Annotated in this window: 21 protein-coding genes; 12 read left to right on the top strand and 9 right to left on the bottom strand. The window is 67.7% G+C overall.

Annotated elements, in window-relative coordinates:
• Window positions 1-10 precede the first annotated feature (10 nt).
• From FCN18_RS32030 to FCN18_RS32005, 6 genes are all read right to left on the bottom strand, one after another.
• Window positions 11-979 carry an amino acid--tRNA ligase-related protein gene (locus FCN18_RS32030; RefSeq protein ID WP_137096834.1) on the bottom strand — a complete coding sequence of 323 codons (969 nt, stop codon included), beginning with the start codon at window positions 977-979 and terminating at the stop codon, window positions 11-13.
• Complete coding sequence (locus FCN18_RS32025) at window positions 976-2,343, bottom strand: B12-binding domain-containing radical SAM protein (protein WP_137096833.1); 1,368 nt, start codon at window positions 2,341-2,343, stop codon at window positions 976-978. Before FCN18_RS32025 ends, FCN18_RS32030 begins: the two co-directional genes overlap by 4 nt.
• Complete coding sequence (locus tag FCN18_RS32020) at window positions 2,340-3,419, bottom strand: radical SAM protein (RefSeq protein ID WP_137096832.1); 1,080 nt, start codon at window positions 3,417-3,419, stop codon at window positions 2,340-2,342. Before FCN18_RS32020 ends, FCN18_RS32025 begins: the two co-directional genes overlap by 4 nt.
• Before the next feature lie 94 nt (window positions 3,420-3,513).
• On the bottom strand, window positions 3,514-4,119 hold the full coding sequence (locus tag FCN18_RS32015; RefSeq protein ID WP_137096831.1) for a hypothetical protein: 606 nt from the start codon (window positions 4,117-4,119) through the stop codon (window positions 3,514-3,516).
• A gap of 178 nt (window positions 4,120-4,297) precedes the next feature.
• A complete protein-coding gene (locus FCN18_RS32010) occupies window positions 4,298-4,660 on the bottom strand; it encodes a recombinase family protein (RefSeq protein ID WP_137096830.1) in 363 nt (120 codons plus the stop codon).
• A 3-nt stretch (window positions 4,661-4,663) separates the two neighbouring features.
• Entirely contained in the window at window positions 4,664-4,888 is a 225-nt protein-coding gene (locus tag FCN18_RS32005) for a hypothetical protein (RefSeq protein ID WP_137096829.1), read from the bottom strand.
• A 271-nt stretch (window positions 4,889-5,159) separates the two neighbouring features.
• Here FCN18_RS32005 and FCN18_RS32000 point away from each other — a divergent pair, with 271 nt between their 5' ends.
• A complete protein-coding gene (locus FCN18_RS32000; RefSeq protein WP_158303205.1) occupies window positions 5,160-6,572 on the top strand; it encodes a helix-turn-helix domain-containing protein in 1,413 nt (470 codons plus the stop codon).
• A 6-nt stretch (window positions 6,573-6,578) separates the two neighbouring features.
• Window positions 6,579-7,556, top strand: a complete 978-nt coding sequence (locus FCN18_RS31995) for a tyrosine-protein phosphatase (RefSeq protein ID WP_137096827.1) — start codon at window positions 6,579-6,581, stop codon at window positions 7,554-7,556.
• Between the two features lie 284 nt (window positions 7,557-7,840).
• On the opposite strand, the gene FCN18_RS31990 is transcribed toward FCN18_RS31995, so the two are convergent.
• The 3 genes from FCN18_RS31990 to FCN18_RS31980 are packed head-to-tail and all read right to left on the bottom strand — an operon-like array spanning window position 7,841 to window position 10,937.
• Window positions 7,841-8,311 carry a PPC domain-containing DNA-binding protein gene (locus FCN18_RS31990; RefSeq protein ID WP_137096826.1) on the bottom strand — a complete coding sequence of 157 codons (471 nt, stop codon included), beginning with the start codon at window positions 8,309-8,311 and terminating at the stop codon, window positions 7,841-7,843.
• Window positions 8,304-9,377, bottom strand: a complete 1,074-nt coding sequence (locus FCN18_RS31985; protein ID WP_228714237.1) for an asparaginase — start codon at window positions 9,375-9,377, stop codon at window positions 8,304-8,306. Before FCN18_RS31985 ends, FCN18_RS31990 begins: the two co-directional genes overlap by 8 nt.
• 42 nt (window positions 9,378-9,419) lie before the next feature.
• Window positions 9,420-10,937: a helix-turn-helix domain-containing protein gene (locus tag FCN18_RS31980; protein WP_158303204.1), complete on the bottom strand. Its 1,518-nt coding sequence runs from the start codon at window positions 10,935-10,937 to the stop codon at window positions 9,420-9,422.
• 150 nt (window positions 10,938-11,087) lie between these two features.
• Here FCN18_RS31980 and FCN18_RS31975 point away from each other — a divergent pair, with 150 nt between their 5' ends.
• The 10 genes from FCN18_RS31975 to FCN18_RS31930 form a co-directional block, all read left to right on the top strand.
• Complete coding sequence (locus tag FCN18_RS31975) at window positions 11,088-12,299, top strand: radical SAM protein (protein WP_228714236.1); 1,212 nt, start codon at window positions 11,088-11,090, stop codon at window positions 12,297-12,299.
• A gap of 49 nt (window positions 12,300-12,348) precedes the next feature.
• Window positions 12,349-12,915 carry a 3'-5' exonuclease gene (locus FCN18_RS31970; RefSeq protein ID WP_137096824.1) on the top strand — a complete coding sequence of 189 codons (567 nt, stop codon included), beginning with the start codon at window positions 12,349-12,351 and terminating at the stop codon, window positions 12,913-12,915.
• Entirely contained in the window at window positions 12,912-13,523 is a 612-nt protein-coding gene (locus tag FCN18_RS31965) for an AAA family ATPase (RefSeq protein ID WP_158303203.1), read from the top strand. Before FCN18_RS31970 ends, FCN18_RS31965 begins: the two co-directional genes overlap by 4 nt.
• A 133-nt stretch (window positions 13,524-13,656) precedes the next feature.
• Complete coding sequence (locus FCN18_RS31960; RefSeq protein WP_137096823.1) at window positions 13,657-14,544, top strand: aldo/keto reductase; 888 nt, start codon at window positions 13,657-13,659, stop codon at window positions 14,542-14,544.
• 216 nt (window positions 14,545-14,760) lie between these two features.
• Window positions 14,761-15,102 carry a hypothetical protein gene (locus tag FCN18_RS31955; protein WP_137096822.1) on the top strand — a complete coding sequence of 114 codons (342 nt, stop codon included), beginning with the start codon at window positions 14,761-14,763 and terminating at the stop codon, window positions 15,100-15,102.
• A complete protein-coding gene (locus FCN18_RS31950; RefSeq protein WP_137096821.1) occupies window positions 15,095-15,442 on the top strand; it encodes a hypothetical protein in 348 nt (115 codons plus the stop codon). The genes FCN18_RS31955 and FCN18_RS31950 overlap by 8 nt, the downstream gene beginning before the upstream one ends.
• Window positions 15,443-15,552: 110 nt before the next feature.
• A complete protein-coding gene (locus tag FCN18_RS31945) occupies window positions 15,553-15,723 on the top strand; it encodes an FxLD family lanthipeptide (protein ID WP_206078022.1) in 171 nt (56 codons plus the stop codon).
• 126 nt (window positions 15,724-15,849) lie between these two features.
• Complete coding sequence (locus FCN18_RS31940) at window positions 15,850-18,924, top strand: lantibiotic dehydratase (protein ID WP_206078025.1); 3,075 nt, start codon at window positions 15,850-15,852, stop codon at window positions 18,922-18,924.
• The gene (locus tag FCN18_RS31935) at window positions 18,921-20,168 is read left to right on the top strand and encodes a lanthionine synthetase C family protein (protein ID WP_137096819.1); all 1,248 of its coding nucleotides are present in this window, start codon (window positions 18,921-18,923) and stop codon (window positions 20,166-20,168) included. Before FCN18_RS31940 ends, FCN18_RS31935 begins: the two co-directional genes overlap by 4 nt.
• A 27-nt stretch (window positions 20,169-20,195) precedes the next feature.
• Window positions 20,196-21,823, top strand: a 1,628-nt coding sequence (locus tag FCN18_RS31930) for a methyltransferase, FxLD system (protein WP_137096818.1), incomplete at its 3' end; no start/stop codon positions are given.

Genomic DNA, 21,823 nt, shown 5'->3' with positions numbered 1-21,823 from the left:
GGATTGAATTTTACCGAAGCGTGCGAATATCAGGCAGGTTGAGGGTGGCTTGCAACATGCGCTCAACACCAATGCCGATTACCGCAGACCGCGGCAAACTGCCGTCTAATTCCTGCAATAGTTCGTCGTCAAGACAGTTGGCCGTGATTCCGAGGTCGTTCTTGATGCGGACGCCGTGTTCGTGCCACCGTCGGAGCGCATGTCCATCGGTCAGGTTGCTGGACATGTTGGCCACTTCCAGCCCGTTAATGAATAGCTCGGCGCGCTGCTTGAAGCCATAGTGTCGTTCGTGTGGCGCGGCAGGTCCGCCCAATTGTTCTGGGAAGCCGGAAATCAGGACGACGCCGCTATGCCGTTGCGCGATAGCGGTGACGAGCTGATCCAGCAGCCGGGGCAGCATGGTTTCGGGGTCGACGGGCTCGCCGAGATCACCGAGCAGACGCGCGACCATCGCCCGTTGCTCCAGCCAGGTGGGCTGCACGCCGTAGTGTTCAAATAGTTCGTCCGCCAGCTCGATGCGCACCACTTCACGTTCGCCCCACTGCTGCACCCACAGCGGCAGCCCCGTAGCGACCTCGGCCCTCCGCACAACGTCCACGGCCAAGGCGCAGAGATCAATCGCCACCTGTTCCATGTCGGCGCAGCTTGTGTCCCGCGCCATGACTTCCAGCGAGGTGAACTCCGGCAGGTGCGTCTCGTCCGGTAGATCATCGCGGAAGTTGGTCGAGAACTCGAACACGCGCTCCTCGCCGGCCGCCAGCAGCCGCTTGAGGTGCTCGGTGGGAGCGATGCGCAGGTATCGAAGCTCCTCCGTCGTCGGGTGCACCGTGGTGAACTGGTGGACCGGCGCGATGTCCGGGCGGGTATGCAGGATGGGCGTCGCGACCTCCACCGCGTAGCTATCGAGCAGGTATTCCCTCCACTTCTGGCAGAGGTTGTTACGCACGCGCGTCAGGGGCATCGGTGCAGTTCTGGTCATGTACCAACCTCTTGGGGTCGTAGTCGCATCTGCGTGGCCGCACGGGCCCGACGTACCGTCTCGTCCGACGTCCACGGAGTCTGCGAGTCGTAGTAGTCGAAGTGCGACCAACAATCCAATGTGGACGGTGGCTCGAAGCCGGCGCGCACCGCGTCGTCATATAGCGGCGTGCCTGGGTACGGGGCGAACAGGTGCACGCGAGTCTCCGGTGTCGGATCGAAGGCTCGCAGCTCCTCGATCAGGCCGTAGGTGTCGTCCACTTCGGCGTCACTTTCACCGGGGAAGCCGACGATGAAGGTGTATGAACCGAGCACGCCGTGTTCCGCGATGTCCCTTGCCACATCGAGGATCTGCGCGCGGGTGACTTCCTTCTTCACCACGTCGCGCAGCACCCGGTCGTTGCCGGACTCGACGCCCATCAACAGCCGGGAACCGCCGCTAGCCGCCACGAGCTTGAGCAGCGGGATGCCGGCCCGACGCGCCTTGAGGATGTCGTTCGGGTTGATGCTGGCCGCCCACCTGATGTCCAGTCCACCCTCGATGACGCCTTCGCAGAAAGCCGCCGCACGCTTGAGGTTCACGAACCAGTCGGCGTCGTAGAACTTGATGCCGTTGAGCCCGAAACGCCGTGCCAGGTCATCAATATCGGCCACCAGGCCGTCAGCCGCCATCGCGCTGTACTTGCGCTGGTAGGTCAGCTCGTAGCAGAACTGGCACTTGTAGACGCAGCCTTGGGAGCTGATGTAGTTCAGCGTCCGCGGTGCCACTGTCGGGTCGTCGCGCACGTAGCGCTCGATGTCGAGCAGGTGCCAGGGGTACTGGCCCATGATCCCGGTACGCGGTGGGTTGACCGGTCCGCGCACCAGCTCGCCCCGGCGCTTCGAGATCAGGCCCGGTACGTCCTCCCAGGCTGTGTTGTTCGTCAGCGCTGTGACGAACGCGGGCATGGAGTTCTGCCCTGGCCCGACGAGCACGGCGTCCACCAGCTCGTGGGCGGCTGTCTGCTCTCCGAGGACGTTGACGTGCGGGCCGCCGAACACGACAGGTGGGCATCCCGGCCGCTCCTTGGCCATCCTCACCAGGTCGAGCGCGTGCCCGATCTGGCCGCCGCCGGTCATGATGCTGACGCCGATGCACACCGCGCGGTCCAGGTGTTCGTCGAGGAAGTCGGACCACGCCGCGTCGTTGGCCTGGTTGCCGTCGAACAGCACCACGTCCGCCAGACCCTCGTCGAGCAACGGCTTCGCCAAGGTCAGCAGTGAGAAGGGCATCCAGAAGTACACGTAGTCCTTCTCGTGGTCCACCTTCGGGTACAACAGGATCACCAGCGGCCGGTGGCTCGGCATGCCGAGGAAGGCGCTCATGCCTGCACCGCCTCGCTCAGCGGCAGGTCGGTCGTGGTCGAGTCACGGAAATGCGCGCTGGCATAGGGTTCCAATGCGTCGCGGATGACGATGCCGAGCTGGTCGTCGTCGTGAACCAGATGTGCAAGCTCGATCGTGTTGTCCTGGCGCAGCAAGCAGAACTGCAGGCGCAGATCGGCCGTCAGCCTGAGCGCCATGAGCGCGTCGTGGCACGGGAAGAACGGGCAGCCGTCACAGACCGAGCCGTACCACGCGCCCGCGTTGCTGTCCTTGAGCATGATTTCCAGGCCCGAGGGCAGCGTCACCACGGTCATCGGGTGACCGAGGCCGCCTTGGCTGCGCACTTCCGTCTTGACTGCCACCGCGCCGAACTTCGCGGCGAAGGTCTCCAGCGGCACGTACAACTCGGGCAGCTTCCTACCACGCTTGATCGCCAGCCGCCGCGCGAAGCTCTCCGCGCCGCCGTCCAGGTCCTTGATGACATCGAGCAGCTTGAGCGTCCGCACCCCGTTCATGGCGCAGAAGCCCGCCAGGCCGGGCACTTCCTCGTCGTTGATGTCGCCCATCACGACCATGTTGACCTTGACCGGCACGCCGGTCTTGACGCAACTCTGAAGCGCACCAACGACTTCCGGCAGATCATCCACACCGCACAGCTCGTGGTGCAGCCGCTTGTCGAGCGTGTCGAGGCTCATGTTGAACTGCGTAACCCCCAGCGCCGCAAGGCGTTCGGCGCGCTCCCCGATGCGGGGGTGGCGGGAGATGACCTCGATCTCCTCGAAACCTGCCTCGCGCCGCAGCCGCGATACCGCGTCTTCCAAGGGGTCGTACAACGCCGGGTCGCCACCCGTGAGCTTGATGCTCGTGATGCCCGCCGCGCGCACCACCTTCGCGACCGCGATCAGATCGTCCACCTTCAGTTCGCTTCCGGCCTCCGTGGCGACCGCCTCACCGGAAGGGCGGCAGAAGAAGCAGGCCCGGCCGCAGCGGGCGTTCACGGTCACGCGGAACTGCGGCAAGCGAGGCGCGGAGTGGTTGCCATTCCTGACAGGCATGGTTGGCAGCGTGGTGTTCATGACTCTCCTCGGTCAATGACGGGAACCCAATTGGTCTGTCAGGGTTGGAGCGCGGTCAACCATCGATCCCTGACATTTCTGACAAGTGAAAACGTCATGGTTCATTGATCTTGGGCAGTTCCTCGGTTTCGGCCTCGGGCAGATCAGAGGGCTGCCGGGAGAACTGCACGGTCGGCGTTGCGCGGCTGACATAGGGACGGACGTGCCGGGTCAATTCGGCGGCGGTGGTCGCATGCAGACCCGCCAACAGGTCGTCGCTCAGGACGTGGCGGCCTTCGCGGACGGTGTGCTGCGGTTCGGTATCGGGCTGGCCCTCGGCGCTCAGCCAGTCCCGCACCGCGTCAAGGCTGATCTTCTCGCCGGTCAGGTTGAACACCTGCCACCACACGACGGCAAGCTCCGACGTGGCGTACGACCACGCGGCCGACACCACCTGGCAGGCCGTCCGATTGGTCCAGCGCGGCACCAGCTGGCGCCAGCCGTGTCGGCGCTGTTGGCACCACCTGCAGCGCCCCCGGCTGTCTACCCGGTGGCGAGCCAGCAGCGACGCCACCACGCCCGTCAGGCGCAACAGCCACTCGTACTCGTCGGTCGAGCCGAACACCTCCGGCCGCTCCTCGCCGGTCTCCAGCCACGTGACCAGCTCGGCAAGCTGCTTGCGCAACCGCCGGCGCGTCACCTCCGGCGCGTCGGCGTTCATGACCTCGGGCTGGTCTGGGGGCGCGTACGCCCCTGTTCATCCGACGCGCGGCGGGCGTCACGGAGCTGACGCCGGGTGAGCCCCACCCCTTCACGCCGACTGGTCACGATGAGCAGCAGGGCCCACAGACCCAGGCCGCCACCACCGACGCCGAGCACGCCCCAGATGACCGGCGCCATCAGGAAGCCACCTCAGCCTCGTCCGGCTGCTCGGCGTGGAGCACGAGCAGCTTGGCTCCGGTGCGCCGTACGAGGCGCACAAGCCCGTCCCGGACGACGTCATCGGTGGACAGATGGGCCAGCGCAGGCACCAGCAGGGCGTAACTCGACGGGAGGGTTAGGGCGTCGAGCGCGGCCGTGAAGCCCACTCGATCCGACTCGGTTCCGTTACTGCCTCGGTCGCAGCACACGTTCGTCAGCCGGTAGCCGTGCGCCTCGCAGTAGGCGGCCATCTCCTTACGCAGCATCGCAATCTCGATCTCGTCCGGCTCTTCGGCACGGATGTAGCCATAGACGAGCCGCGTCATCGCTTCGGCGGGCATGGCTCACAGCCCGTCAAGGAGTCGGCAGGCGAGACGCACCTGCGGGCACGGCCATGCCTGGGCGCACGCGCTGCATGGCGCGCCTGTCTGCTCCATTGCGGGGACATGGAGCAGCAGGGCGATGACGATCAGGCCGTAGAGCTGCACCGGCTCGGGCGAAACCGCGGCGCGATCGATCGGCTTGGATTCCTTGTGCGGCAACGGGATCACCGTTGCGAGTGCTGTCATCTGGTGCCACCCACCTTGCACGTCGGTCGTGGATGGCACCCGGCGCCGGGGCCCTCGGCCGACACGAGCAGCCGGGGAATGATCGTCGGGGGTCGCTGCTCGGACGGACCTCGGGTGAAATGTCATCCCGACGCCAGGTGCCTTGACCCCGACTTAAGGGCGTGCGGGGTAGGTGGGCCAGGGCTGTCCACCTCTGTGAGCATCCGTGAGCACTCGGCTACCCTAGATTGCAAAGCAGCAGGTCAAGCCGCTTGATCAGGAGGACAGCGCCGTGGCCGACGAGCCAGAACACCTGGACAGGCTGCGTCAGGCCCTTGGCGCCGAGCTTGCCTCGCTGCGGAAGGCTGCGCGCGTGACCCAGCAGCACCTCGCCCACCAGTCCGGGTACAGCCGCTCGTCGGTGACGCACGCCGAGGCCGGTCGACAACTGCTTGATCAGGACTTCTGGCAGACCGCCGACCGTTTGGTCAGCGCCAACGGCCGCCTGCTCGATCGCTACCGCGAAGTCGTAGCCGCCATCCGCGAACACGAGGACACGCAGATCACCGCGCTTCGCGAAGGCACCGCTCCGACGGCCGACGTAGCGACGAACGACGACGTGATCGTGAGCTGGGACGCGGCCGGGCTGACAAGCCTCGCCGCCGCGCTCGACACCGATGAACCAGCCTTTGCTGGTGTACTACGTGGCCCTCAGCTCACCACCTTGGCGCACGAGTGGTTGCTGGCGGAGCCGGTGGCCGTGAACCAGGCCGCGGAAGGCGGCGCGATCGGGGCGACGCTGCTCGACCGGCTTGACGCTCTCGTACAAGAGCTGCGCCTCGTTGACGACCACCTCGGCGGCGGGCAGGTGCTCGACCTGGTGGAGCCCGAAGTCCGGTTCGCCATCCGCCTGATGCGCCGAGGCAGCTTCACCCCGGACAGCCGCACCCGGCTGTACCGGATCATCGGGGAGTTGACGCAGCTCGCCGGCTGGGCGGCCTATGACGACGGCAAGCACGAGCTCGCCCAGCGCTACTACCAGACCGCGCTGTACGCGGCGCACGTCTCGGGTGACCGGCTGCTCGGGGTGTACGTGCTGTCGATGCTGGCCTTCCAGGCGTCGAATCTCGACCAGTACCGCGAATCGCTCCTGCTGCTCGACAGCGCCAGGCACGGCGGCAAGGGCGTAAACACCCCTGGCGTACTCTCCATGCTCGATGCCTGGGAGTCCCGCGCGCACTCGCTCGCGGGCAACCGTGAGAGCTTCCGCCGTGCCCTTGACCGCGCCAGCGAACGGTTCGGCCGCCGCCGGATCGAGGACGATCCCGACTGGCTGTACTGGTACCGCCAGCCTGAGCACCTCGCCGAGATGTGCCGAGGCTTCTCGCTGGTGGGCGACCACGAGCAAGGCATCGCCTACCTGAGCGACCAGGCCAACGTGGTTGACGCCGAACCGTCCGAGCGAGACCTGATCCTCTACCACGCCTACGCGGGCGAAGCCTTCCTCGGCCTGGGCGAGCTGGACACGGCCGCCGAACACGGCCACCGCGCGCTCAACCTGCTCGGGCAGGACATCGCCTCGGATCGGGCATTCGGGTACGTGAAGGACCTGGCGGACAAGTTGAAGGCATACCAGGAGAACCAAGAAGTGCGGTCATTGGTGGAGCGCCTCTCCACCGTCTCGGGCTCTTCAACGAATCGCTAATGCGGAATGAGTGCAGTAGCTCCCCAAGATGCAACTCCGGGGACGGGCAGTACTACGACCAGCAATCCGCAGGGCGACGGACCGACAGAAACGAACGCGGAGGCCCGCCATCTGGACTGGCCGGCCTGTTTGAATGCTCGCGATCTCGGCGGTCTGATCACCAAGGATGGAGGTCGGGTCTGCGACGGGGTCTTGGTTCGTTCCGACCGCCTGTCGCGTCTCACCCCGACTGGCGTCGACGCGGTTCGCCGGATCGCGCCCGGACGGATCATCGACCTACGCGCCGCTCGCCAGTGTGAACGCGAGCCGAACCCGTTCGCGGATACCCACCTCTACCGGAACGTCCCCTTATCGGATCCTGCCGACAGTCCGGATCGCCAGCCCTACCTGATCGATCGATATCGGTCCAAACTGGACCGTAACCTCCGCCGCTTTGCGGACGCGGTGGCGGCCGTGGCGGATGCGCCGCCCGGCGCCGTGGTGGTGCACTGCCAAGCCGGCAAGGATCGCACCGGGCTGGTGATCGCGCTGATCCTCAGCGCCATCGGCGTGCTCGACGAGATGATCGCCGCGGACTACGCCGTCAGTGCCATCCGGCTCGACGCGCACTACCGGGCCAAACGAGCCCGGATCGACGATCCCGAACTGCTGGAACTTGTTCACGAACTACACAGCGCCCGCCCGGACACCATGCTGGCGACCTTGGCGCACGTTCGAGCCCAGTACGGCGGCGCCGAGCAGTACCTGCACCACGGCGGTCTCACCAGTCGCCAGTTGCAGGCGCTGCGCACACGCCTCCTCGACGACAAACCTCACCGTTCGGCTTCGGAGCACGGTTGTGCTGACGACGGCCACACCAAACACGAGTTGCTGATGCAGCGAGGGCGCTTGCACGACGGCACGTTCACCGATCCGCCTCACAGTTCGTCGGCTGTCGTGAGGGGCCACTGCGGCTCGTCCCGCAGGCATTTCGAGATCAACTAACCATGACCTGCTGGTGCTGTCAGGAATGTCAGAGATAGGCCCCGAAGATGCATCCAACCCTGACGGTGCAAACAAGTCATTGCCGTTGACCGACGAGAGACATCAACACCACGCTGACACTCGCGCCTGTCAGCGATCCCCCAAAGACACTCCCTGGAGCTCGCACCATGATCTCTGCCCAGCGCCTGTCGGCGCTGAGTGGCGTCTTCCACCTCCGCGGTGGTCTGGCCGTCCACGCCTGCGGGCCCGAAATCGCCGGTCGGGGTGGTGTCCCGGCTGTGTCGCTACTCGCCGTTCGGTCCGAAGCGCAAGAGAGGGACGTCGTAGAGGTCGCGCTGGCGGACACGGTGCATCTGTGGGCTGGCGACTTCGATCACGAGCATTTCGGTGAGGAACTGGACGGTGGCGCCGAGCAGGTGGCTGGTGTGGCCGGTGGCGCTCTGTTCCTTGAGGCCGACCGCGACGTGAATGTGTGGAGCGACCTGGTCGTTGATCGGATCGTAGGCCAGGGTGCCGCCGCCGAAGGCTTCGACGTTGGTCAGGTGGACCTTGGTCCACACCGGTGCGTTGGGGTCATCGAGCTTGTCGCAGGTACCGACGATCTGGACCTCACTGAAGCCGGCGATGAAGCCGGGGATGTAGCCCTGGCGCACGCCGTGCTGCTGACAGAACTCGGTCAGGGCGGTGAAGAAGTCGTCGCCGTGGTCGAAGGCGACGGCAAAGCTGCGGCCGAGGGTCAGTTCGTGGCTACGCACGGGCGGCTCCCTGCAGGGTGGTGGCTGGGTGGCTAGAGCGCGGGTTTGTGGCGTTGTGGCCGGCGCCGGCTTGGGCGAACACGGCACGGATGTCGGCCAGGTCGCGTCCTGTGGCCAGGAGGTGGTGCAGCAGGATGCGGGCCTTGAGCGGATCGAGGAACCCGGCCGAGATCAAGCCTCGGCCCAGGAGGTCGGATTCGGAGCCGGGGAAGGCGTACGTGCGGGAAAGCACCGAGCCAGCTCCGGTACGGGAGGCCAGTACCACGGGCATCTGGGCGGCCAGCTTGGTGAGGGTGTCGACGACGCGATTGGGGACGTGTCCGACGCCGAAGCCGGCCACGATCAGCCCGTCCAGGCGATCGGCGGCGGCTTCCAGGAGGGTGCCGGAGTCGCCAAGCACCATCGTGATCAGGCCGACCTCGACCGGGCGGAGTTCGGCTGCTGTGGGGACGGTGGTGCGGCTGCTCGGGCGGTTGAGTACTCGGGGCTGTCCTTCCACGACGTAGCCGAGTGGTCCGCCGTTGGTGGAGACGAATGTGTATCCGCTGGTGGAGTGCGTTTTGCGTACGCGGGCCGCGGCGTGGATCTCGTCCGCGAACACCACCAGGGTGCCGAGGTCGCGGGCATCGGCGCTGGCGGCGGTCTGGACGGCGGCCAGCAGGTTGGCTGGTCCGTCGGCTCCGGCGAGGGTGGGGTTGCGCATGGCCCCCGTGACGACGATGGGCTCCGAGCGTGTGTGGGTGAGATCGAGCAGGTAGGCGGTCTCTTCGATGGTGTCGGTGCCCTGGGTGATCACCACCCCGTCCGCCCCCGCGGCGAGCTTCTGGTCGATCGCAATGGCCAGCGCGGCCAGGTCGTCGAAGGTCAACGATGCGCCGGGGACGCGGCGGAAGTCCTCCACGTCGACGGCGATGCCGGACTCGGCCAGCCCTGGCACGGCGGCAACCAGCTGGTCGGCGGACAGCGCGGGGACAACGCCGCCCGCGTCGCTGGTGGTCATGGCGATGGTGCCACCCAGACCGAAGACGACCACTCGGCGTGCCAGCGTGGTGGAGGGTTCGAGCACAGGTATCCCTTCCAGGGTTGGGTTTCGGGATGTCCTGGCAGCCTAGCGGCCTCCCTGATCAGCCAGTGCGAGGAAGCGGCAGGCTTGGTCGACGCCCTCGGTGGACAGCAAGCGGCTGCGAGGCTGGGCGATCCCTGCGCTCCCGTATTCGCCGAGTTCGTGACAGCGGCGGACGAGCCACGCCCAGTCGAGTTCGAGGTAGTTCGCCAACGCGTGCAGCCGTTCGCCCGGCGTGTTGGCAGCGGCGATGGAGTGGGAGCGTGCGTAGCCGGTCGCGTCGGCGAACTCCCGCAGCAACGGCGTGGTGTCGGTGACGTCGACCTGCCAGATGCCGTCGGCGCCGACCCAGTTCGCCACGATTGCGCGCCGATGGCCGTCGAAGACGAAGCCGGGGACCGCAGCGTATTCGGGTTCAGCACACACGTCGACGGTGATGCCGAACGATTCCATCAGTGCCACCGCGAGCAGCAGCAGGATCCGTTCGGGCCGGCTGGAGTCGGCCACTGCCGAGGCCGGTATGCAGAAGGCGCGGGTGGGGCCTGTGCCCGCCCCGGAGGCTGCACCGGCCGATTGGCGCAGGTAGTCGTACTTGTGCTCGAACAGCAGCCAGGTGCTGGCCTCCTCGCCGCGCTGCTCGCGGGTCCAGAACGCGGGCATGTCGGTGAGCGTGTCGGTGTGGCGCAGGATGTGGCTGGCGCAGAATTGGGAGCCCAGCCACATCCGCGAGACCGGGGCCAAGTCGGCAGCGATCTCACGGCCGGCGGCGGAGCGGGGCAACTGCTCGTAGGCGGCCAGTTGCCCCCGGCTGTCCGACAGGGTCGCGTCGTCGTCCAGCAGTGCTTCGTCCAGGTTGGCCACCGCCCACAGGATGCCGAGGGTGAGGTCGTCGAGCGCGTAGGCACGCGACATCAGCAGCCGTGCCCCCTCGGGTGCGCCAGCCAATCGTCGGCGCGCCTGCCGACTGTCCAGCCCGAACAGGCTGACACCATGCTCGTTCTCGGTGATGCCGATGACCAGCCCACGTCGGGGGCGCCGCAGGAACATGTCGTCAGCGAACCCCGTCGGGACAGCGGCCAGGATGCGGCCGTCATCGCTAGCCGGGTAGGCCCTGGCCGCGATCGAGGTTCCCGTGAAGAACCGGCCAGGCGGTGCCTGCACGGCGACCTCGGTGTCTGCTCTGCCGTCGGTATCCAGGGCGAGTGCGGGGACACCAGCCACCGTGGTGGGGACCGCCGATATCGACATTCCCGCCACGAGAGAGTGCGCTCGGGAGCGGCGACGTGCTTGCCGCGCGGCGTCGGCTTGCTCGCGCAGGGCCAGCAGCGTGCCGTCGTCACCCAGGGCGTGGTCGAGTGCGCGGACCAGGTCGATCGACGGCAAGCCCTTGCGGGGACTCTCGGCCCGCCGCACGTACTCGCGCGAGTAGCCGACCTTCACCGCCAGCTGGGCGTGACTGAGCTCAGCCGCTTTGCGGCGTCGTCGAATCCCCTCGGCAAGCTGCGCGGCTGCCGGCTCGACGTCCTCACCGAGGGTGGTCTCCTCGGCGTCGTCGTGGGTCATGGCGGGCTCCCAGCGCTGCGTGTGTCGAGAAGGGGCAACAGGGGTCCAACCACACCGTGTCGCAGAGTTGCCCCGTTCCGTGAGCATAGGTGGTCCTGCTCACATGGCAATTGGCTCCCCGATCATGCGCTCCACGAGCAGGAGGCTCTTGTGACGATCTCGCCCACCAGCCCGGCACCCGCTCAGGACAGGCCCACGGCGACCTCGCGGAAGCCGCTGCCGATACTGACCGAGCAGCAGCGGGCGGGCCTGCGGCCGGACCTGCTGGAGGTGATCGAAAACCGCAAGAGCGGACTGAGCCTCAACCACGTGATCGGGTGCCCGCTCGACTGCGGGTACTGCGTGCGGCACCTGTTCGACAACTTCGCCATGAAGGTGCCCCGCGCGCTAATGAGCGACGAGCAGGCCGTTGACCAACTGGTCGGGCACCCGTTCTTCCAGCCCCACGTCACCCCAATTCAGCTGCTCAACCGGGCCACCGACCCGATGCTGCCGGCCGTCAAGCCGCACACATTCGCGACGTTACGACTGCTCGACGCCCACAAGCTGACCAACCACGTGCTGGTCATCTCCCGCTGGCGAGTCACGCCGGAGGACTGCGCGGTGTTGAACTCGTTCCGGAACATCAAGCTCACGCTGCTGATCACGCACTCAGGGATCGAACACGAGCAGGTCGAGCCGGTGGACTCGACCATCGCCGCGACCTCGCTGCGCACGGCGTTCGAGCACGCCGAGCGCTACCGGACGATCCTGTACTGGCGGCCGATCGTGCCGGGCCTCAACGACAGCGACGAGCACCTGAGCCGAGCGCTCGACCTCAGCCAGTACGCGCACGCCACCGTGTTCACCGGCCTGTTCTACAAGGATCAGATCCGCGCCTACTACCGCGACCACGGCCTCCCCGAGCCATACCAGGACGGGGCACGTCGCAAGGTCTTCCCCGAGGCGCTGGAACAGCGCATCCTGGCCGCCGCGCAGTCCCGCCCGGCCGGTGGCTCACCGCTGTTCCGCAAGACCTCCTGTGCGGTCACCTACGCGCACGGCGTCGCCGACTACAACGGCCACTACGGCATCCGCGAACTATGCGACATCTGTCCAGCGGCTCAGGTGCAGCGCTGCGCGAAAGCATGGACTCCGCCGCAGACGCGGAAGGTTGCCGCAATGACCAAGGCGTTGGGCGGCAGGCTGATCACCATCAACGACCGTGCCGTGGTGGTTGACGGGCTGGACGAGCAGCGTCGGTACGTGATGCAGCACAGCCTGGGCTACCAGGTGCACGACGTGACCAAGCCGCACCACCCGCACCGCCACGGGCGAGCCGACCTCGGTTGGCCCGCGATGACGAAGGAGACGACGCCGTGACCGCTTCCCTCCCTGCGGCCCTGAACGGCCAGCAGCTTGCCGTGTCGACGTGGAGGGCAACGGCCAGCAGCCGCCCGAGATCATCGAGATCGCGGTGCTGCCAGTGGACGGCGAGGTGTCGGGTGAGCACCTGCGGTCGTGGCTGATCCGGCCTGAACGGCCGATCAACGCGATGGTGACCCGCAAGGTCCACGGCATCAGCAACGAGGACGTAGCCCACTGTCCACCATGGTCCGCGGTCGCGACCGAGGTCGAGCCGCTGCTGGCCGATCGCACATTGGTCGCGCACAACGCCTCGGTGGAGCTGAACGTCCTCACCGCCCACCTCCCGAACTGGAAACCACCGATGGTGCTCGACACCCTGCGTCTGGTCAAGCACGTCCTGCCCAACCTCGGCGGCGGCTACGGACTCGACAACGTGGTGCGCGTGGTCGAGTTGGACACCAGCGGCATCAACGAACAGCGCTACCACCGCGCCGGCTACGACACCTGGTGCGCCTGGAAGCTCCTGCTCATCTTGATCGAACTCGGCAAGCTCGACTGGGACAAGCTGATCAAGTTGGCCGCACTCCCAGGTTTCGTTCCACCCAGCGAACCCGAAGGAGGGTTGTGGTGATAGGTGAAGTCGAAAAGCCCGTGGTGATCGGAGTCCTTGGCACCCACTCCACCGGAAAGTCCACCTTCCTGGCCCGCCTCGCTCACGACCTGCGTCGCCGGCACATCCAGGTCGCAACCGTGGCTGATCTCGGCGAGCAGGCCCAACGCATCGGGTTGCCGATCCTGCACAACCACACCTGGGCCTCGACACTGTGGTTCGCCACGCGCGGGATCAGCTACGAACTGGAAGCGTGGCGTCACGGCGATGTCGTGCTCGTGGATCGGCCGGTGCCTGACGCCCTCGGGTACTACCGTGCCGCGCTGGAGTATCGCGGCGAGCAGCCCGAGCCCACGACCTTGGCCTACTTGGAATCCCTCGTCCGCGGTCACAGTGTCCACTACGACCTGTTGTTCTGCACCACTTTGGACACCTCAATTCCGTTGGGCGACAACAAGGAACGCGACGACGACGGCGAATTCCGTGTGCTCGCGGATCGTTTCGTCGGCCGCGTTCTCGATGACCTCGACCTGACCCATGAGCTGCTGCCAGCAGACGGACACGACCGAGCTCTGTTCCGGGCGATCGATTTCGTCACCGCGTCGCTAGCCGGCGAAGCAGCGGTGTAGCCGCCTCAAAGCCGGCGGCGGGTTCAAGCGACCGAGGCCCCCGACCCTTGATCCCGCCGTCCACCAAGGCGCAGCGCGCGGCGACGCCGCCCCATACCGTCCACTTTGTCCAACCACCACAAGGAATTCATCGATGACCGCTGACAAACAGAACTCCGCTCCGAACGTTCTCCCGGTCGGTGAGCTGCCCACGCGCCGCCTCGGGTTCGGTTCCATGCAGCTCACCGGCCCCGGTCACTGGGGCGCTCCGGACAATCCGCAACAGGCCATGCAAGTACTCCGCGATGCGGTCGACGCTGGCGTGACGCACATCGACACCGCCGATGCCTACGGTCCGTTCACCGCAGAGAAGTACATCCGCAAGGCGTTGCACCCGTACCCGGAGGGCCTGGTCATCGCTACCAAGGGCGGTCTCACTCGCCAAGGCCCAGGCAAGTGGGCCCCGTGCGGCCGGCCAGAGTACCTGCGCCAGTGCGTCGAGATGAGCCTGCGGCGGCTCCAGGTTGAGCGGATCGACCTGTACTACCTCCACCGCATCGACCCTGCCGTCCCGATGGAAGACCAGCTCGCTGTGCTCTCCGACATGCAGGCCGAAGGGAAGATCCACCACATCGGCCTGTCCAAGGTAGACATAGGTCACGTTCGCAAGGCCGGCGAGCTGATTGATGTCGCTGCGGTGCAGAACAAGTACAACGTCTCGAACCGTGTGTTCGAAGAGGTTCTTCGTCACTGCGAGATCGCCGAGATCGCCTTCGTGCCGTACGCGCCTCTCGCGACTGGCAAGCTCACTGAACCTGGTGGCGTGCTTGACGAGTTGGCCACGAAGTACAGCGCAACGCCCGCCCAGCTCGCACTGGCATGGCTGTTGCACCGGTCCCCGGTGATGATGCCGATCCCCGGCACCAGCTGCAGCACGCATCTCCACGAGAACCTGGTGGCAGTTCAGATCGACCTGACGCGCGAGGACGTGACGGCGATCGGGCTGGCCATCAACGACAACCCGGCCCCCAGCCCTGTCTAACGCCGACTCGAACAAAGAAGGTTGACCATGCTCGGCTTGCGCGACACCGAGATCCCAGCCGGGAAGTGTCCGCCGTTCGCCCCCAACGGCTTTCACATGCTCCCGCTCCCGCACGATTCGGCCGCAGCCTGCTACCTGATCACCGACCTACAGACCGGATGGCGACGGCCGCGGCGTTACCAGACCCCGACCGGTCCCGACGCGGCGGCGTGATCGATGGGCGGGATCCGCGAGGTCGTCGCTGTCATCGTCGCAGCCGACAGCGCTACCGGGCGCGTCGTCAAAGCGATCGATGAACTGACCGCGCACCTCCCGCCCCCGGACGAGCCGTGGGCCTGCCCACTGTGCTCCACCGAATCCTGGCCGTGCTCCCGGTTCAACGCCGCTGCCCATCAGGTGATGACCGCCGGGCTACAGATTCGCGACTGGATACCGAACGACCTCCACGCCCGGCTGTGGGGAAAGCCGAAGCCCCGATCCCCCGCCCCGCCCGCACCACGACCCCAAGCCGCCCCGCAATCGGAAACCTGGTTCGACGAGGAGTCCCCCGATGGATGAGTACCTGGCCTCGACCCTCAACACGGCCGTAATCGAACGTCTGGACTATCTCGACCGGTTGGTCTCCAAAGGTGATGAGCCGTCCCGTGCTGCCCTGGCGGAAACGGAGATCGCCCGACTGACCGACGCGTGGCGGGCACTGCTGGAACTCCACGCTCCCGACGAGCACAGCCGCTGCCCGGAATGCTCGGGATGGCGACGCCCGCGACGACACCCGTGCACCGTGTGGACCATCGCCCATCAGCATCTGATTGCCGCCGACGGTTCTCCCGCGGCCGGAGCCGGCAGGCATGCGGCTGCCGCCGGACGGTCGACCGTCGCAGTGCTGGGGGCCTCCTGACCGGGGACGGCGCCGCGGCCCCGGACGCGGCGCCATCTCCGGTCCACTAAGTCCTCATTCCGAGTCCAATGCTCGAATCCCGGAAATTGCACCATCACGAAGGAGAAACTGTGACAGTTCAAATGGATCACGCCGTAGCGCCGATCACGTCGACGACGGAATCGGAGTTCGACCTCGACGTGACCCTGCTGGAGGTGGTGGATCCCGCTCACCTCATCAACATGACCGACGACGGTTGCGGGCAGACCTGCGAGAAGTCGACCTGCATCAGCGCCGCCTGATCGTCACGACTTGACCGGACGCCACCACCTCGAACGGCGCGGGGTGGCGTCCGGTCTCCACACTTGCTCTCACGGGAAGGGTTCCTGGTGAAATCGGCTATCCACGGCGGCGCAGGATTCCGCGCCATGGGCGGTGCATTGGTTCGCGCCGTTACTCATGGCGGCCTGGATCTGCCGCAGTGGCCTAACCCGTCGGGAACTGGTCCGTCCGCGGTGGCAGCTTGGTTGGACTGGTTGCGCCAGGTGTGGGCCACTGAATCTGTTAGTGATGCCGTTGGCCACGCCAGTCCTCGTTTGGCAGACCAGATACGCACGTTGTGCGCTACGAACAATCCCGGCGAGCGGGAGACGCGGCGGGCGGTGCTGTCCGTCGTCCGCTATCTGGCCCGCATGACCGGCCGGCCGACTCCGAACGGCCTGTTCGCCGGGGTGGCCCCAGCGAGCTTCGCCCATCGGACCGATCTGCGGTGGGGCACTGCGCACCGGGCTGTCGCCCGAGGTGAATCCGGTTGGTTGGCCGAGATCATCAGCCAATTGGAGCGTCGGCCCGAAGTTCTGCCGAATCTGCTCGTGGTCACGAACAGCACGGTCATGGTGCGTGGTGATCGCTTGGTCGTGCCGTATCGGCCGAGTGTTCTAGATCGGGGTACCGGCGCGGTCGAGGTCTCGTTGCGGCACACCGCCCCGGTGCGCGTTGCCTTGGATGCTGCGCGGAGACCAATCCGCTTGGAGGACCTGTGTACCAAGGTCCAGACCGACTTCCCTGACGCGCCACCAGCGACGGTGACCGCGATGCTTACCGAGCTGGTCGCACAAGGTGTGCTCGTTACCAGCCTTTACGCACCCAGTACCCAGCCCGACGCCCTGGGGCATCTGCTGCGGGAGTTGGAAGCGGCGGGCGAGGCCGCGGCGAAGCAGTCCGCCGCGTTGCGGGAGATCCACACCCTGCTGGAGCAGCACCAGCGAGAGTCCCTGGATGCGAGTCGCGCGGTGCGTGCGGAAGCCGTTGTCCGGATGCATCGTCTGGCCCGCACCAAGCGGCATCCCGTCGCGGTCGATCTGCGGCTGGATGCCGAGATCGTCCTTCCCGACGCAGTCGCCCGCGAGGCCGAACGTGCCGCAATGCTCCTGACGCGCTTGAGTCCCTACCCGCACGGCACGCCCCTGTGGGGTGACTATCACCGGCGCTTCTACGAGCGCTTCGGCGCCGGCACGCTCGTACCGCTCTTGGAGCTCGTGGCGGACAGCGGCGTCGGTTGGCCGGACGGGTATCCCGGTGCTTCAGCTGCTCCGGGGCGTCCCCAGCGGACACGCCGCGACGAGGTTCTGCTGGCGCTGGCCCAGGGCGCATCGCTGGACGGGCGCGTGGAAGTGATCCTGGACGAGGCGCTGATTGCCGAGCTGGAACTGACGGACACCGGCCCGGTCCGGCTGCCTTCCCATCTGGAGCTGTGCGCCCGTGTGGACGCCACCAGCGTGGAAGCGCTCGGACGCGGGGACTTCCGCATGATGGTCACCTCGGTCTCCCGCGCCGCGGGCGTCGTGACCGGCCGATTCCTGCAGTTGCTCACCGCAGGAGAGCGGGACGCACTGACCGGTGCGCTGGTCGACATGCCGAGCGAGGACGACGTGCTGTTCGCGCAACTGTCGTTTCCGCCGCTGGACCCCGCCACAGCACACGTCACCCGGACCACGCAGGTCCTACCGACGGTGATCAGCCTCGCCGAGCACAGCAACACCGCCTCGGCGGACGTCCTGACGGCGAGCGATCTCGCCGTCGGCTGCGACAGTCACCGCCTGTATCTCACAGCTCCCACCCTCGGCAGGAGAGTGGAGGCATGGGGGATGCACGCACTCAATCTCCGGAAGCACACCCCGCCCTTGGCCCGCTTGGTGACTGAACTGTGCCGCGCCCAGTCCGCGCAGGTCACCGACTTCGACTGGGGGGCCGCCTCGACGTTGCCGTTTCTGCCGCGGTTGCGCTCCGGACGCATCGTGCTGGCTGCTGCGCGGTGGCGGTTGGCTGCCGCTGATCTGCCCGGCCGAAGCGCGAGCTGGGAGGCGTGGGTCACTGCGCTGGCCGACTGGCAAGGCCGCCGCCGTTTGCCGCGCAGGGTGTATCTCGTCGACGGGGACTGGCGACTGCCGCTGGATCTCAACGAGGACGCACACCGAGTGTTGCTGCGAGAGCACCTCGCCACCCACCCGCACGCGGTGCTGGAGGAAGGCCCAGCCGAAGACGCCACCAGATGGTTCGACGGCCGGGCTCATGAGATCGTCGTGCCTCTGGCCGCTCGCCAGCCGCAGACCACGACGCGACCGCCGCGCCCGACGCCTCAGCGGATCGTCCGGCCCGGTGAGCACGGCCTGCCGCCTGGTGCGTCCCCGCTGCTGTTCGCCAAGCTCTACGGCGACGCACAACGTCAGAACACCGTGCTCGCCGAGCATCTGCCCGCGCTGCTGGCGGAGTGGGGCGAGGACCAGCCGCGGTGGTGGTTCCTGCGGTTCCGCGAAGGCGGCGAACACTACCTGCGTCTGCGTATCGCGCTGCCCAGCTCCGACGCCGCGGTGTTCGGTGAAGCCGCCGGTCGAGTCAGCGCCTGGACTGACCGACTCCGCCACCAAGGTTTGCTGCGCGAGGTGGCCTTCGCGACCTCCTACCCGGAGACCGGCCGCTGGGGCTCGTGTGAGGCGCTGGCAGCCGCCGAGGCGGTCTTCACCGCCGACTCGCGCGCCGTTCTTACCCAGCTCGCCCAGCCCGTGCGGCCTCACCACCACGCCCTGGCCGCCGCGAACTTCGCCGCCATCGCCATCGCCTTCACCGGAGGGACCGCAGCCGGGATGCGGTGGCTGATCGACCATGTTCCAGCGAAGCCGCCCGCCGTTGTTCCTCGGCCGGTGTTCGCCGAGGCACGACGCCTGGCCGATCCCCGCGAGGACTTCCGCGTCCTGCGTGGCGAACCAGGCGGGGGCGCGATCGTCGCGACGTGGGCGGAACGCGCCCAGGCCCTGGCCGCTTACCGATCGCGCTTGTCCGGGGCCGACGCCGAGGGCGTCGACCAGGACGTCGCCTTGGGGTCGTTGCTGCACACCCACTTCCTGCGGACGTGCGGCATCGAGCCCGAGGACAAGGCGGTGTGCCTCTACCTGGCCCGGACCGCAGCCCTGACCTTCACCGCCCGCGCGGGAGAACTTCGATGAACGCCGACCTCGCCGCAGACACCACGGTCGCGTTCGCGGTGGAGATCGCCGACCGCCTCGCTCTGCCGGACGACGCTGACTTGCCGACCGATCAGCCGTGGTGGCACCAGTCCCTGGCCCACGGGGCTCCAGGCGTCGCGCTGCTGCACATCGAACTGGCGGCAGCCGGGATACGGCCATTCGACCGCGCCCACGAGTGGCTGACCGTCGTCGCAGGCAAGCCGGTCACCGCCGGGGCGAGCACCGGCGGCTTCTACGGCGCGCCGGCCGTCGCCCGTGCCATTGCGGGCGCCGCCGCGGTCCGCCCTGGCACGTACCGATCTGCCCTTGCACCGTTGGCCCGGCAGGTCGCCGCCGATGCCCATGCCCGCGTCGACACCGCACACAGGCGCATGGACGCTGGGGAGCTGCCGGTGATGGCCGAGTTCGACACAATCCGCGGCCTCGCCGGGCTGGGCGCGTACCTGCTGCACCACGACCATGGCGGCACCGCTCTACGGGCCGTGCTGGGTGCCTTGGTGCGCCTTGCCCACCCGGTGACGATCGAGGGAGAGGCGCTTCCGGGGTGGTGGACCCTCACCGGTCCCACCGGTCGAGTGGAGGACGAGTTTCCCGGCGGCCACGGCAACTTCGGACTCGCGCACGGCATCAGCGGCCCGCTGGCACTGCTGGCCCAGGCCCTGCGCCGGGGCATCACTGTGGACGGGCAGCGCGAGGCCGTCGAGACGATCTGCGCGTGGCTGGACTCCTGGCGCATCGACGCCCCTGGCGGCCACCGCTGGCCCTACATGATCACCAGGGAAGAGGCGCGGTCGAGGCCCGCGCACGTGCAGCACAGCGGTGCCGACCGCCGCCCGAGCTGGTGCTACGGAACAGCCGGTATCGCCCGCGCCCTGCACCTCGCCGCCCTGGCCCTGAGTGACGACTCGCGCCGCCAGATCGCCGAAGACGCCCTCGTCAGCGCGGTGACCGACTCGACCCAGGAGGAGTTGGTCAGCGACGCCTCGCTGTGCCACGGCTACGCCGGCCTCGCCCGCATCACCGCCCGCGCCGCGACCGACGCGACAGGCCCCGCCGCGACCCGGCTCCGCGCGCTGGCCAGTGACCTGCTCCACCGGGCACGCGCTCAGCCCATCCCCGACGGGCCCGGCGTGCTGGAGGGCGCCGCCGGGGTTGGCTTGGCCGCCCTCGCCGCGGTGACCGAGCCTGCGACGGGCTGGGACACCTGCCTGCTGATCACCTGACCGACACGAGAGAGGAGACCCGCCCCGATGCCGCCGGACAGCCGCTGGCACCACTACCTGGTCGAGTTCGCCAACCCGGCCACCGCTGAGCACACCGCCGCGACCTTGCTGGCGCCCGCCCTCGACCAGGCCCAGCAGGACGGCGAACTCGACAGGTGGTGGCACCTGCGCAAGACGCCCGCCTGGCGGCTGCGCTACCAGCCGGTCAACCCCGACACGACCGTGGTCGACACGCTGCTGGCCGAACTGGAAGCCGACGGACAGGTCGCCCGCTGGACCCGCGGCATCTACGAACCCGAAACCGTCGCCTTCGGCGGCCCCGCCGGGATGGACATCGCGCACACGCTGTTCCACCACGACAGCCGCCACTGCCTCGCCCGCGCCTGCGAGGCGGCGCCAGTGGCCTTGGGGCAGCGGGAGACCACCGTCCTGCTGTTCAGCGCGATGCTGCGCGCCGCCGGGCTCGACTGGTTCGAGCAGGGCGACGTCTGGGCTAAGGTCGCTGCACTCCGGCCCGCCGCCCACGGTCACCACACCGATTCCCAGCGCACCGAGCGGTGGAACCAGGCCGTGCGGCGTCTGATGACCACCGACACGCACAGGATCTCCGACGTGGCGCCTGACCAGGTGCCTGAGACGTGGTGCGCGGCGTTCGACACCGCCGGAAGCCAACTCGCCACGCTCGCCCGCGAAGGGCAGCTCGATAGAGGTCTGCGCGCGATCCTGGCGCACCACTTCATCTTCCACGCCAACCGCGCCGGACTCTCCGGACCCGATCAAGCCACCCTCGTTGCGCTGGCCGTCGATGCCGTCTTCCACAGCACGCCTACCCGGCAGGCACCAGCCGGGACCACCTCCAACACCGTTAGGGTTCCGACAATGACGACTACTGTGAGTGACGCCTCCACCGACTCCGCCGACGAACTGCGCGCCCAGCTCACCGAGCGCCTCATCAAGGACGGCACCATCCGCACCGACGCCGTCGAGGCAGCGTTCCGCCAGGTGCCGCGCCACCTGTTCCTCCCCGGCCTCCCGCTGACCGAGGCGTACGCCGACGAGCCCGTCTACACCAAGCACGAGGGCGACGGCACCCGCATCAGCGCCGCGTCCCAGCCCAAGATCGTCGCCATGATGCTCGAACAGCTCGGCATACAGCCCGGCGAGCGGCTGCTCGAACTCGGCGCGGCCACCGGCTACAACGCCTCCCTGATGGCCACCCTGACCGGCCCGACCGGGCACGTCACCACCATCGACATCGACGAGGACCTCGTCGCCGGTGCCCGCGAGCACCTCGCCGCCGCCAGCATCAGCAACGTCGAGGCGGTCGCCGCCGACGGCGCGCTCGGCCACCCGGAGAACGCGCCCTTCGACCGCGTCATCGCCACCGTCGGCGCCCACGAGATCCCCACCGCCTGGCTCGACCAGCTCGCACCCAGCGGGCGCTTGGTGGCCCCGGTGCGCCTGCGCGGGTGCGCCTCGCGCAGCATCGTCTTCGAACGCGACCAGGACGGCTGGAGCAGCCTGAGCAGCGAGATGGCGATCTTCATGCCCCTGCGGGGCCTCGGCGACGACGCCCGCCGCGTCCGGCCGTGTCATGACAACTGTGTAAGCCGCGGATGGACCAAGATCGGATTGCCCGACGCGATCCAGAAAGG

This window comes from Prauserella endophytica (genome assembly GCF_005146945.1).
In the GTDB taxonomy this organism is placed as follows: domain Bacteria; phylum Actinomycetota; class Actinomycetes; order Mycobacteriales; family Pseudonocardiaceae; genus Prauserella_A; species Prauserella_A endophytica.
Note: the sequence above shows the minus strand (reverse complement) of the source record. Positions and strands in the feature narration are given on the sequence as shown.

Excerpts from the sequence above, each read along its gene's own strand:
- FCN18_RS32030 (WP_137096834.1), bottom strand. The coding sequence starts at position 979 with ATGACCAGAACTGCACCGATGCCCCTGACGCGCGTGCGTAACAACCTC.
- FCN18_RS32025 (WP_137096833.1), bottom strand. The coding sequence starts at position 2,343 with ATGAGCGCCTTCCTCGGCATGCCGAGCCACCGGCCGCTGGTGATCCTG.
- FCN18_RS32020 (WP_137096832.1), bottom strand. The coding sequence starts at position 3,419 with ATGAACACCACGCTGCCAACCATGCCTGTCAGGAATGGCAACCACTCC.
- FCN18_RS32015 (WP_137096831.1), bottom strand. The coding sequence starts at position 4,119 with ATGAACGCCGACGCGCCGGAGGTGACGCGCCGGCGGTTGCGCAAGCAG.
- FCN18_RS32010 (WP_137096830.1), bottom strand. The coding sequence starts at position 4,660 with ATGCCCGCCGAAGCGATGACGCGGCTCGTCTATGGCTACATCCGTGCC.
- FCN18_RS32005 (WP_137096829.1), bottom strand. The coding sequence starts at position 4,888 with ATGACAGCACTCGCAACGGTGATCCCGTTGCCGCACAAGGAATCCAAG.
- FCN18_RS31995 (WP_137096827.1), top strand. The coding sequence starts at position 6,579 with ATGAGTGCAGTAGCTCCCCAAGATGCAACTCCGGGGACGGGCAGTACT.
- FCN18_RS31980 (WP_158303204.1), bottom strand. The coding sequence starts at position 10,937 with ATGACCCACGACGACGCCGAGGAGACCACCCTCGGTGAGGACGTCGAG.
- FCN18_RS31960 (WP_137096823.1), top strand. The coding sequence starts at position 13,657 with ATGACCGCTGACAAACAGAACTCCGCTCCGAACGTTCTCCCGGTCGGT.
- FCN18_RS31955 (WP_137096822.1), top strand. The coding sequence starts at position 14,761 with ATGGGCGGGATCCGCGAGGTCGTCGCTGTCATCGTCGCAGCCGACAGC.
- FCN18_RS31950 (WP_137096821.1), top strand. The coding sequence starts at position 15,095 with ATGGATGAGTACCTGGCCTCGACCCTCAACACGGCCGTAATCGAACGT.
- FCN18_RS31940 (WP_206078025.1), top strand. The coding sequence starts at position 15,850 with ATGGGCGGTGCATTGGTTCGCGCCGTTACTCATGGCGGCCTGGATCTG.
- FCN18_RS31935 (WP_137096819.1), top strand. The coding sequence starts at position 18,921 with ATGAACGCCGACCTCGCCGCAGACACCACGGTCGCGTTCGCGGTGGAG.